The sequence below is a fragment of the Marinobacter goseongensis genome, from assembly GCF_023156235.1.
GTDB lineage: Bacteria > Pseudomonadota > Gammaproteobacteria > Pseudomonadales > Oleiphilaceae > Marinobacter > Marinobacter goseongensis.
Window position 1 is genome coordinate 121,209 of the sequence record NZ_JAKZAI010000004.1, and the last position, 12,388, is coordinate 133,596.

General features: G+C 58.8%; 8 protein-coding genes. 3 read left to right on the top strand and 5 right to left on the bottom strand.

The window, feature by feature from the left end:
- Positions 1-8 precede the first annotated feature (8 nt).
- The gene (locus MLC70_RS04205; RefSeq protein ID WP_248181820.1) at positions 9-1,808 is read right to left on the bottom strand and encodes an ABCB family ABC transporter ATP-binding protein/permease; all 1,800 of its coding nucleotides are present in this window, start codon (positions 1,806-1,808) and stop codon (positions 9-11) included.
- A gap of 136 nt (positions 1,809-1,944) precedes the next feature.
- Between MLC70_RS04205 and MLC70_RS04210 the strand changes: the two genes are divergently transcribed.
- From MLC70_RS04210 to MLC70_RS04220, 3 genes are all read left to right on the top strand, one after another.
- Complete coding sequence (locus MLC70_RS04210; protein ID WP_248181821.1) at positions 1,945-3,675, top strand: ABC transporter transmembrane domain-containing protein; 1,731 nt, start codon at positions 1,945-1,947, stop codon at positions 3,673-3,675.
- An 89-nt stretch (positions 3,676-3,764) separates the two neighbouring features.
- Positions 3,765-5,042: an aspartate aminotransferase family protein gene (locus MLC70_RS04215; protein ID WP_248181822.1), complete on the top strand. Its 1,278-nt coding sequence runs from the start codon at positions 3,765-3,767 to the stop codon at positions 5,040-5,042.
- Positions 5,043-5,258: 216 nt separating this feature from the next.
- Entirely contained in the window at positions 5,259-6,023 is a 765-nt protein-coding gene (locus MLC70_RS04220) for a VC0807 family protein (RefSeq protein WP_248181823.1), read from the top strand.
- A gap of 71 nt (positions 6,024-6,094) precedes the next feature.
- On the opposite strand, the gene gyrB is transcribed toward MLC70_RS04220, so the two are convergent.
- From gyrB to dnaN, 4 genes are all read right to left on the bottom strand, one after another.
- Positions 6,095-8,509, bottom strand: coding sequence for a DNA topoisomerase (ATP-hydrolyzing) subunit B (gene gyrB / locus MLC70_RS04225; protein ID WP_248181824.1), 2,415 nt, complete (start codon positions 8,507-8,509; stop codon positions 6,095-6,097).
- An 80-nt stretch (positions 8,510-8,589) separates the two neighbouring features.
- Complete coding sequence (gene recF / locus MLC70_RS04230; RefSeq protein WP_248181825.1) at positions 8,590-9,720, bottom strand: DNA replication/repair protein RecF; 1,131 nt, start codon at positions 9,718-9,720, stop codon at positions 8,590-8,592.
- Between the two features lie 146 nt (positions 9,721-9,866).
- Positions 9,867-11,144, bottom strand: a complete 1,278-nt coding sequence (locus MLC70_RS04235) for an ABC1 kinase family protein (protein WP_248181826.1) — start codon at positions 11,142-11,144, stop codon at positions 9,867-9,869.
- A gap of 91 nt (positions 11,145-11,235) precedes the next feature.
- Positions 11,236-12,336, bottom strand: coding sequence for a DNA polymerase III subunit beta (gene dnaN, locus MLC70_RS04240; protein ID WP_248181827.1), 1,101 nt, complete (start codon positions 12,334-12,336; stop codon positions 11,236-11,238).
- Positions 12,337-12,388: the final 52 nt, after the last annotated feature.

Genomic DNA, 12,388 nt, shown 5'->3' on the forward strand with positions numbered 1-12,388 from the left:
GAGAGGGCTCAGCTAGAGTTATCATCACTCCGGTGCTGCTGCTCCCAAAGATGAGCGTAGTGGCCACCGGCCATCAGCAACTCTTGATGACTACCACTTTCCACGATCCGGCCACCATCCATCACCAGAATGGTATTGGCATCACGGATGGTGGACAGCCGATGGGCGATGACCAGGGTAGTGCGCTGCTGGCTGACCTCCTTGAGTGCGCTGAGGATTGCCTGTTCCGACAGCGAATCCAGTGACGAGGTGGCCTCATCCAGAATCAGCAGCGGCGGGTTCTTGAGAATCACCCGGGCAATGGCCACCCGTTGTTTCTCGCCACCGGACAGTTTCAGGCCGCGCTCACCCACTCTGGTGTCGTAGCCGTCCGGCAGGCTGTGGATAAAGTCTTCCAGGTGCGCCATGCGCGCGGCCCGATACACCTGTTCCTCGCTGGCCGCCGGATTGCCATAGGCCAGATTGCGGTACAGGGTGTCGTTGAACAGCACCGTGTCCTGGGGCACCACTCCGATGACTGAGCGCAGGCTGGCCTGGGTCACCTGGCGGATGTCCTGACCGTCAATGCGGATCGATCCCTGAGCCACGTCGTAAAAGCGGAACAGCAAGCGGGCGAGGGTGGATTTGCCGGCACCGCTGGCGCCTACCACCGCCACCGTGTGGCCAGCCGGTATGGAGAAATTCACATCCTGCAGGATCGGGCGGTCCGGGCGGTAGGCAAAGTGGATGTGGTCAAACTGCACCTCGGCCCTCTCCACAACCAGCGCCGTCGCCCCCGCCGCATCCTGAATCGCCGGCTCGTCGCCCAGCAGTTTGAACAACCGCTCCACATTCACCAGTGCCTGGCGGATCTCCCGGTAGACAAATCCGAGGGCATTGAGAGGAATAAACAGCTGCAGCAGGTAGGCATTGATCATGGTGAAGTCGCCCAGGGTGATTTCGCCACTGGCCACTTCGGCCACCGCCATGGCCATGATCACGATCATTGCCACACCGATAATCAGCGCCTGGCCGGCGTTCAGGGTGGCCAGTGACAGGCGGTTCTTCAGTCGCGCCTGTTCCCAGTCGTCCAGGTTCTGGTCGTACAACTGCGCTTCGTAACGTTCGTTATTGAAATATTTCACCGTCTCGTAGTTCAGCAGGCTGTCGATGGCCCTTGAATTGGACTGATTGTCACGGGCGTTGGCCTCCCGTACGAACTTGGTGCGCCACTCGGTGATTCTGATGGAAAACACCACGTAAACGACCACGGCCACCAGAATTGCCAGTACATAACCAACGTTGAACACCACCAGCAGGATACCGGCCACCATCAGGATTTCGAGGATCGTGGGCACGATGTTGAACAGCGTGAATCGCAGCAGAAAGCTGATGCCGTTGGTGCCGCGCTCGATATCCCGCGCCAGCCCCCCGGTTTTTCGGTCAAGGTGAAAGCCCAGCTCCCGCTGGTGCAAATGTTCGAAGATCCGCAGCGATACCCGCCGCATCGCCCGCTCCGCTACCCGCGCAAACACCGCATCCCGCAGTTCACTGAACAGGGTAGCGCCGAAGCGCAGCGAACCGTAACCGACCACCAGTACCAACGGTATCCACAGCAGCATGTCAGCACCGCGGTTCTGGTCGAGATAATCGACGATATACTTCAACGCAATAGGCGTGGCCACCGTCGCCAGTTTGGCCAGCACCAGCAGGGCCAGCGCCAGTGCCACCCGGCCGCGGAATTCCGCCAGGTAGGGCCACAGGCCGGAAATCACTTTCCAGTCGGGTTTGTGGTCGGCGGGGTAGTCGTTGTCGGCGTATGATTGCACGTCGTGTCCTTCAGTTACGGAGTAGTCGAGCGAGCTGTATGATAAGTCTTGTACGGAATCCCGATCGTATTGTTGCTGAAGTTTACAGCAGCCCACACCCAGGAGGCACACCATTAAAACCCGCCATCGCAAGGCCTTGAGACTGGTCGTCGAATTTATCAGCCCCTATCGGAGAGCCGTGGCCGGCGCTCTGGTCGCACTGGTGTTCACCGCTGGCATTACCCTGGGGCTTGGTCAGGGTTTACGCATACTGGTGGATCAGGGATTAGCCACCGAGTCACCGGAGAACCTGGCAAAGGCCATTGGGCTGTTTTTTGTGCTGGTGCTGGGGCTGGCGATAGGCTCCTTTACCCGCTTCTACCTGGTGTCCTGGATCGGTGAGCGGGTGGTGGCAGACATTCGCAAGAAGGTGTTCAACCATCTGATTGATCTGCACCCCGGTTTTTTCGAACAGAACCGGGCGCTGGAGATTCAGTCGCGGTTTACCGCAGACACCACCGTGCTGCAATCGGTGATTGGCTCCACCGTGTCCATTGCCCTGCGCAACACGCTGATGCTGGTCGGTGGCCTGCTGCTGCTGTTCATCACCAACGCCAAGCTGGCCAGCATTATTCTGCTGGGCTTCCCGCTGGTGATCGCACCGATCCTGTTTTTTGGCCGGCGGGTGCGACAACTGTCGCGCCTGAGTCAGGACCGGGTGGCGGACGTCGGCAGCTACGTGGGCGAGAATCTGACCCAGATTAAAACCGTACAGGCCTTCAACCACCAGCCCCACGACCGGCGTTTTTTTGCCGAGGTCTCGGAAAAGGCCTTCGACATAGCCCGCGCACGTATTCGCCAGCGGGCCTGGCTCACTACACTGGCGATTACCCTGGTGATGGGGGCCGTCGGCATTGTGATCTGGATCGGCGGACTGGATGTCATCCATGGTCGCATCAGCCCCGGGGAGCTGGCGGCGTTCGTGTTCTACAGCCTGCTGGTCGGTATCGCGGCCGGTGCCATCAGTGAGGTGATCGGCGAATTGCAGCGGGCGGCGGGCTCGGCGGCCCGACTGTTCGAGTTGTTACAGACCGAAGCGGCGTTTGCCCGCAACAGCGGCAACACCGTGCTGCCGCAGCCAGTACGGGGCGAGATCCGGCTGGAACACCTGGGGTTCAGTTATCCCGGTCGCACACTGCAGCCCGCCCTGAGCGACCTGACACTCACGGTGAAAGCGGGGGAAACCCTGGCGCTTGTCGGACCGTCCGGCGCGGGTAAATCCACGCTGTTCGATTTGTTGCTGCATTTCTACCAGCCCGGTGAGGGTCGCATCCTGATAGATGGTCTGGACAGTGCCGGGCTGTCACTGGAATCCCTGCGACGGTGTTTTGCGCTGGTGCCGCAGAATCCCGCCCTGTTCCATGGCACGGTGGCGGACAACATTCGCTACGCCCGGCCGGAAGCCAGCCAGGCAGACGTGGAGCAGGCGGCACGGATTGCCCACGCCGATGAATTTATCCAGAGCCTTCCCGAGGGCTACGCCACCCGCCTTGGCGATGCCGGGCTGGGTCTGTCCGGAGGCCAGAAGCAACGCTTGGCCATTGCCCGGGCACTACTGGCGGATGCTCCGGTGCTGTTGCTGGACGAGGCCACCAGCGCCCTCGACGCAGAAAGCGAGAACCTTATCCAGCAGGCCATGCCGGCGCTGACCGCGGGACGCACCACGTTGGTGATCGCCCATCGCCTGGCGACGGTCAGAGACGCCGATCGGATCGCGGTACTGGATCAGGGCCGCCTGCTGGCGGTCGGTACCCATGACGAGCTGATGCGCAACAACGACCTCTATCAACGGCTGGCCAGACTGCAGTTTCGCGATCATGCCGCCTGACGGCGACCATAGTCGGTTTGTTTCCTGTCACCGTACTACTTACACTGGTAGGTGAAACTTTCGAACCTGAAACCAGGGAGAATGGCAAAGTGAGCAATAAAGAATTGCAGGCACTCAAAGAACGCTACGTTGCAGCGGGCGCGGCAAGCCCCAATGAACAGTTTGCCGACCACGCAACAAATGCGGAACTGTGGGATGCGGACGGCAAACGCATGATCGATTTCGCCGGCGGCATCGGTGTCCTTAACATCGGGCATCGCCACCCGAAAGTGGTGGAAGCGATCAAGGCCCAGCTCGACAAACTCATGCACACCTGTCAGACGGTGATGCCCTACGAGGGCTACGTGAAGCTGGCACAGAAACTCAGTGAAGTGGTACCGGTCAAGGGTCACGCCAAGGTGATGCTGGCCAACTCCGGTGCCGAAGCGCTGGAAAACGCCATGAAGATCGCACGCGCTGCCACCGGCAAAACCAACGTGATCTGTTTTGACGGCGGTTACCACGGCCGGACTTTCTACACCATGGCGATGAACGGCAAGGCAGCGCCTTACCAGACCGATTTCGGACCCATGCCCGGGAACGTTTTCCGCGCGCCTTACCCGGTGCCGTACCACGGTGTGTCCGAAGACGAAGCACTGCGCGGTCTGAAGATGACCATGAAGGCGGATTCGCCGGCCCACAACACCGCCGCCATTGTGATCGAGCCAGTGTTGGGCGAGGGCGGTTTCTATGCCGCGCCAACCAGCTTCCTGAAAGAGATCCGCAAGATCTGCGACGAAAACAACATCCTTATGGTGGTGGACGAAGTGCAGAGCGGCTTCGGCCGGACCGGCAAGATGTTTGCTATCGAGCACAGCGGCATTGAGCCGGATATGATGACCATGGCCAAGAGTATGGCGGACGGCATGCCAATCTCGGCCATCGTAGGTACCGACAAGCACATGGATGCCTCTGGCCCGAACTCGCTGGGCGGCACCTACACCGGCAGCCCGACGGCTTGTGCAGCGGCACTGGCGGTCTTCGATGTGTTCAAGGAAGACGACATTCTGGGCAAGGCCCAGGCTCTGGGTGACAAACTGAAGCAACGGTTCAGCCAGTGGCAGGAGCAGTTCGAGCACGTGGATAACGCCCGCAACATGGGGCCAATGGCCGCGTTTGAGCTGGTCGAGAGCAAATCCAACCGCAAACCGATGCCGGAAATGGCGGCGGCAGTAACCAAGAAAGCCAAGGAGAAAGGGCTGATTCTGCTGAGTTGCGGTATGTACGGCAATACCCTGCGCTTCCTGATGCCGGTCACCATCGAAGACGATGTGCTGGAAGAAGGGTTGGCCATTGTGGAAGAAAGTCTGAAGGAGGTCGGGGCGTAACACCCTGACGGTTCCTGATGTTCAAAAACCGGGCCCCGCAGGGGTCCGGTTTTTTTATGGCGGCATACCCTTGTCGTCAGACACCGGGTTGTCGCTCAGACCCTCTCTGTCGCTGCCGACAGCCGCTTACCCCGGTCGGTGGATTCATCGTATACTGCCGAGAGTTTTCCGGCAGAGCCCGCAGGCCTGCCGCTGTTCCACCAACCAGGCAACGCCATGACTTCTCAGAATTCTTCCAGCATTCCGGATCACAAGCCAAGGCCGTGGGTCGATCTGCTGGTCAGCATTATTATTCCATCCGTGATCCTGATGAAATTCAGCGGTGATGAGCACCTCGGCAGCGTTAACGCGTTGCTGATCGGACTGGCGTTCCCCCTTGGCTGGGGGCTGTATGAGCTGATCAAATACCATAAGAAGAATTTCATCGCAGTGCTGGGTCTGATCAGTGTCGGGCTGACCGGCGGTATCGGGCTATTGGAGCTGGATGCCGGGTGGCTGGCCATCAAGGAGGCCGGGATTCCGGCAATCATCGGCCTGGCGGTGCTGATCTCCACCCGCACCCGATACCCGCTGGTACGCACCCTGTTGTACAACCCCTCCGTGCTGAACGTGGACAAGATTCAGTCTTCACTGAAAGAGCAGGGCAGCGAAGCCGAGTTTGAAGATCGCCTGCTCAAGGCCACCTATTTCTTCAGCCTGACCTTCCTGTTCTCCTCCATCATGAACTACGTACTGGCGAAATGGATTGTGGTCAGTCCCTCAGGCACGCAGGCGTTTAATGAGGAACTGGGCAGGATGACCCTGGTCAGCTACCCGATGATCGCCATTCCGTCGATGATCATGATGATCGCCATCTTTTACTACCTGTGGCGCTCTATCCGCCGGCTCACCGGCTACACCCTGGAAGAAGTAATGGCGCCCCATCTCGCCGCCCAGCACGAAGCCAGTAACTCCTCGGATTCCACCAACGGTAAGCAATAACTGCTCGGCAATTAACGGATTTCCAAAAAAAAGGCGACCCGAAGGTCGCCTTTTTTCGTCTTCCTGAAACGCTACACGTCCAGGTTGGTCACTTCCAGCGCGTTGGTCTGGATAAAGGCCCGGCGCGGCTCCACATCATCGCCCATCAGGGTGGTGAAGATCTGATCCGCCGCAAAGGCGTCCTCGATGGTCACCTTCATCATCCGGCGCGTCTCCGGATCCATGGTGGTCTCCCACAGCTGTTCCGGGTTCATCTCGCCCAGTCCCTTATAGCGCTGGATGTTCAGTCCCCGCTGAGCTTCCTTCATCAGCCAGTCCAGCGCACCCTCGAAGGACAACACCGCCTGCTTGCGCTCGCCACGCTGGATGTAGGCGCCATCCTCCACCAGTCCGTCCAGAGCTTCGCCCATTCTTGCAATGGAAAGGTACGACGACGACTCGAAGAATTCGTGATTGAACACGTGGGTATACGGAATACCGTGTACTGAAATCACCACCTTCGGCAGGTACAGATTGCGCTCGCCATCTTTCTCCACCGAGAAGGTATATTTGGTGCCGGTACGGGTATCCAGATCCAGGCCATCGCCAAGGCGCGCCACCCAGCGAGCTACCGCCGCTTCGTCCCGGAGGTCGTCAGGCTTGAGGGTGACGTTCTGCAGCATCTGCTCCAGAACCTTGGCGGGATAGGCTCGGGACAAACGCTCGATCATCGCCATCACCGCCTGGTAATCCTTCACCATGGTTTCCAGCGCGGAATCCTTGATTGCCGGGGCTTCCGGATTGACGTACAGCTGAGCGCCCTCCAAAGCGGTCTGGGTCAGGTAGGCCACCTTGGCCTTCTCGTCTTTCAGGTACTGCTCCTGCTTACCACGCTTGACCTTGTACAGCGGCGGCATGGCGATAAAGACGTGACCACGCTCGATGATCTCGCGCATCTGGCGGAACAGGAACGTCAGCAACAGTGTACGGATGTGTGAGCCATCCACGTCGGCGTCGGTCATGATGATGATGGAGTGGTACCGCAGTTTTTCCGGATTGAATTCCTCACGGCCGATACCGCAGCCCAGCGCGGTAATCAGTGTGCCGACTTCCACCGAGGACAGCATCTTGTCAAAGCGCGCTTTCTCTACGTTGAGGATCTTGCCCTTGAGGGGAAGAATGGCCTGTGTCTTGCGGTCCCGACCCTGTTTGGCGCTGCCGCCGGCCGAGTCACCCTCCACAATGAACAGTTCGGACAGGGCGGGGTCTTTCTCCTGGCAGTCCGCCAGTTTGCCGGGCAAGCCGGCAATATCCAGCGCACCCTTACGGCGGGTCATATCCCGCGCCTTGCGGGCAGCCTCGCGGGCACGGGCCGCTTCGATCATCTTGTTGACGATCAGTTTGGCCTCACCCGGTTGTTCCTGAAGGAAATCGGCAAAGGCCTGGTACAGCTCCTGCTCCACCGCGGTTTTGACTTCCGAGGAGACCAGCTTGTCCTTGGTCTGGGACGAGAACTTGGGGTCCGGTACCTTGACGCTGATGATCGCAGTCAGGCCTTCACGGGCGTCATCCCCGGACGTGCTGACCTTGGCCTTCTTGCCCAGGCCTTCGTGCTCGATGTAGTTGTTCAGCGAACGGGTCAGGGCGGCGCGGAACCCGGCCAGGTGGGTACCGCCGTCGCGCTGGGGGATGTTGTTGGTGAAGCAGTAAATGTTCTCCTGGAAGGCGTCGTTCCACTGCATGGCCACTTCCACCGAGGTGCCGTCTTCCCGATCCTTGTTGAAATGGAAGACCCGGTTGATCGGCGTTTTGTTGCTGTTCAGATGCTCGACGAACGCGCGCAGGCCGCCCTCATATTCAAAGACCTCTTCCTTGCCACTGCGCTCGTCGGTCAAGCGGATACGTACGCCGCTGTTCAGGAAAGCCAATTCCCGCAGACGCTTGGCAAGAATGTCGTAATGGAACTCGATATGAGTAAAGGTTTCCGGCGACGGAATAAAGTGAACCTTGGTACCGCTTGCATCGGTATCACCGACCACACTCAGAGGCGCGTTGGGCACGCCGTGGGTGTAGCTTTGCTCGTAGACCTTGCCTTCACGGCGAATGGTGAGGGTCAGGGTAGAGGAGAGCGCGTTCACTACCGACACGCCCACGCCGTGCAAACCGCCAGAGACTTTGTAGGAGTTGTCATCGAACTTACCGCCCGCGTGAAGCACCGTCATGATGACTTCCGCGGCGGACACCCCTTCTCCCTCGTGCAGATCTGTCGGGATGCCGCGGCCGTTATCCTTCACCGAGACCGACTCGTCCGGATGAATGATCACCCCAATCTCCGAGCAATGCCCCGCCAAAGCTTCGTCGATAGAGTTATCCACCAGCTCGAAGACCATGTGGTGCAGGCCAGTACCATCATCGGTATCGCCGATGTACATCCCGGGCCGTTTCCGAACCGCATCCAGTCCTTTCAAGACTTTGATACTGGAGGAATTGTAGTTCGATTCGCTCATTAGGGTACTCCTGAAGGGTGATTACCGGGTCCGGCTCTGATGGCGGGTTCTGACCACGCCAACCCTCTGCCACCCGGGTCTTATTCTTCCGTCAATTGTCCATGTTCCACGTGGAACATTCGATAGTCCGGTTTCGCGTTCTGCCAGAGTTCGTCCGGCCGAGGCGATTCGATGGAGGTAATAAACACCTGGCATCGTAATTCGTGTAACTTCCTGGCCAACATGGATCGGTGGCCAACATCCAGCTCCGCATTGATATCGTCGAGCAGAAACGTCACCTGTTTGCCCAGCTGGCTCAGCACCATGCCTTGAGCAATTTTCATCAGGATCACCAGGGTTTTCTGCTGTCCGCGGGAAAACGTTTCGGCCACCGGCCGCCCCTGGAACCGCAACTTGATGTCGGCCCGATTCGGGCCATACAGGGTGTGGCCCATCCGCAATTCCTGTTCCCGATGCGCGGCAAGAACTTCCGATAACGGCAGGCTGGTATCCCACCCGGCAAAGAAGTCCATTTTCATGCCTTCGACCCAGGGTGCGTCCACCTCTTTTACAAGGCTCTGGAACGCCGTCTGGAACAGCTCAAAGGCACTGCGCCTCGCGTCGGTCAGCTGCTTGGCCAGAACCGTGTACTGGTTGTCCCAGACCCGGACTAAAGCCTCGTCTAGTCTACCATTTCTCAGCGTTTGATTCCGCTGTGATGTCACTCTTTGACACTGCTGCCACACGCCGGCAAACGAAGGTTCCACGTGGAACACTGACCAGTCGAGAAACTGACGACGCTTGCCAGGGCCCCCGGCCACAATCTCGAACACCCCCGGATCAATCACGGAAACCGGTAGGTGCCTGGCCAGGACGGAGAGATTTTTCACCGCCTCGCCGTCCACTCTCAAGGTGGTCTCTTTCGATGAAACATCCCGCGCAAAACCCAACCGGTGCCGCAACTGACCCGGGCTTTGCTGACGGTCTTTGTCCGGCTCCAGTCCCTGATCCAGCCCGCCGAAAACCGTGAGGCGTTGCTGGCCATGACTGACCACGGCCTGATGACGACTGACGCGGAACGAGCGACCGAGGCCCAGGTAACCGATGGCCTCCAGAACGCTGGACTTGCCACTGCCGTTCTCACCGAACAGCAGGTTAAAAGAAGGGGAGAAAGTCACGGGTGCGGCGGCGAGATTGCGGAAGTGTTCCGTTTGCAGTTTGACCAGCGCCATAGAGTCAGAGGACTTCCGCAGAGTGTGTAAGAAAACAAAAAGGCAGCATCCGCGTAGCGAATGCTGCCTTAGTGTACAAAACCCTCAGCCCGTTGGCGACGTCCGTGATGCCTGCTCTTATGAGCATCGCACAACGGCTGGTCGGATCAATGCAGCATGTTCAGGCGCTCGTCCATGAACACGTCCATTTCCGGCGCCAGAATGTGCACATAGCGGTCGAAATACAGGAACTGTTTTAGCAACAGTGCAAACTCGCGGGGGAAATGCAGACCGTGGCTCTCGCCGATCTTCACCATATCCATCAGGATATTGTTAACGTCGTCGTCCGCCTGATCAGCTTCGTAGGGCACCTGGTCCGGAACCATCTTATCCATCTGCTGATACAGCTTGCGCAAGTCCGCCGCCAACGCCGACGTCTCCACATGCTCGTGGGTGATGCCGATACGGATCATGGCATCCGCCATGCCATCGAAGTTACCCACCATAATGGCCGAAATAAAATCACTGACCGCTTGCCAGGTGTCCGGTCGAATCCGCCCCACAATACCGAAATCGATGAACCCGACCCGACCGTCTTTCAGTACCATCAGATTTCCCGCATGCACGTCCGCGTGGAAGAATTCGCACTGGGTCAGGCTGGAGAACCAGGTATTCATCGCGGTGATCAGGGTGCGTTCCGGATCGCGGGCGTAGCCGCGAATACTCTCGAGATCGGTCAGCGGTACACCGTGGAACCGTTCCATGGTGAGAATCCGCCGGGTACTGCTCTGCTCGTACACCAACGGCACCGCCGCGTCTTCATTATGGGTGGTGCTCAGGAACTCGCGGAACACCTTCAGGTTATTGGCTTCCTTGATGAAATCACACTCTTCCATCATGGTGCGCTGAATCTCTTCCACAATACCGGACAGCGACGTCCAGGACAGCTTGGGCGCCAGCGTCTCGAGAATTTTTGCAGACAGGTACAGGAAGTTGAGATCGGTCAGCAGGATGTTTTCCACACCCGGCTTTTGGACTTTGATCACCACGTCTTCGCCGGTCAGCAATTTTGCCGCATGCACCTGGGCAATCGACGCCGAGGCCAGCGCCACCGGGTCAATTTCCGCGAACACCTGGTCGATGGGCCGGCCCAGTTCGTCGCGAATGATTTTACGAATCACACTGAACGGCAGGTTCGGGGTTTTATCGAGACAGTACTGGAACTCCTCCACGTATTCCTTAGGGAAAAACGTCGGAGAACTGGCAATGAATTGCCCCAGTTTGATGTAGGTGGCGCCGAGCGACTCAAAGGTCTGCCTGAGCAGGCGCGGGGTTGGCGGGCGATCGCCCCGCAGCCAGTTTAATCCGGTCCGCCCCAGCACCGACGCTGTCTGGCCGATGCGGAATGCACCTTTGATACCGTTACTTACCGTTCCGAAAACCATCTCGTCACTCACCTTTTTGCTGAACCCGATGTGTACCATCCCTGACTGCAACTGCTATGGTCACGCCATCCGTAGCCCGGTTCATTGTGTCCTACAGGCGCATCGGCATGACCACATACAGGCAACGGTTGTCGTTCTGGGCTTCAATCAACGCACTGCTGTTCGGATTCGACAGGGTGATCTTCACCTGCTCCTCATCCAGTGCATTCATCACGTCCACCAGATAGCCTACATTAAAGCCGATCTGCAGTGATTCGCCCTGATACTCCACCGGCAGCGCGTCTTCGGCCTGTTCCTGGTCCGGGTTGTTGGCAAACACCTGCAACTCGTTCGGCGCCAGATTCAGCCGCACACCGCGAATGTTTTCGTGAGACAGGATGCCGGCACGCTGCAGGGTGTTCTTGAGCGTAGCCCGGTCCGCAAGCACCACCTTGTCGCCGCCGCGAGGGATCACCCGGTTGTAGTCCGGGAACTTGCCCTCGATAAGCTTGGAGGTAAAGGTGTAACTGCCCACCGTGGCGCGCAGGTGGTTGTCGCCGATCACCAGGGTCACTGGTGTTTCCACGTCGTCCAGCAACCGCGCCAACTCCAGCACGCCCTTGCGGGGCACAATCACCTGCTTGAGATCACACCCTGTCGGCAGGTCAAAATGCGCCATCGCCAGACGGTGACCATCGGTGGCCACGGTCCGCACATGGCCCTGGTCCACTTCCAGCAACAGCCCGTTCAGGTAGTAGCGCACGTCCTGCTGAGCCATGGCGAACGCGGTGGCGTCCAGCATCCGGCTCAGTTCCTTTTGCGGCAGCTCGATGCGGAAACTTTCCGCCTCGTCTTCCACATTGGGAAAGTGTTCCGCCGGCAGCGTCGACAGCGTGAAGTGACTGGCACCGCAACGCAGGTGCAACCGGTCGCCTTCCAGCGCCAGTTCAATCGGCGCTTCATCGCCCAGGGCACGGCAGATATCCGCCAGCTTGCGGGCCGGCACCGTGATCTTGCCGGGCTGATCCACATGCACCGGTGTAATCCGGCCCACCAGCTCGACTTCCATGTTGGTGCCGGTCATGGTGAGGGTATTGTCCTCAGCCACCAGCAGCACATTGGACAGCACCGGCATGGTCTGTTTCTTTTCAACAACCCCGGCGATCGACTGCAACGGGGTAAGCAATGATTCTCGGCTGATCGTCAGTTTCATGGCACTCAGCATTCTTTTTCTGGAAGGTGAATGTTTGTCCGCCGCCAACCCG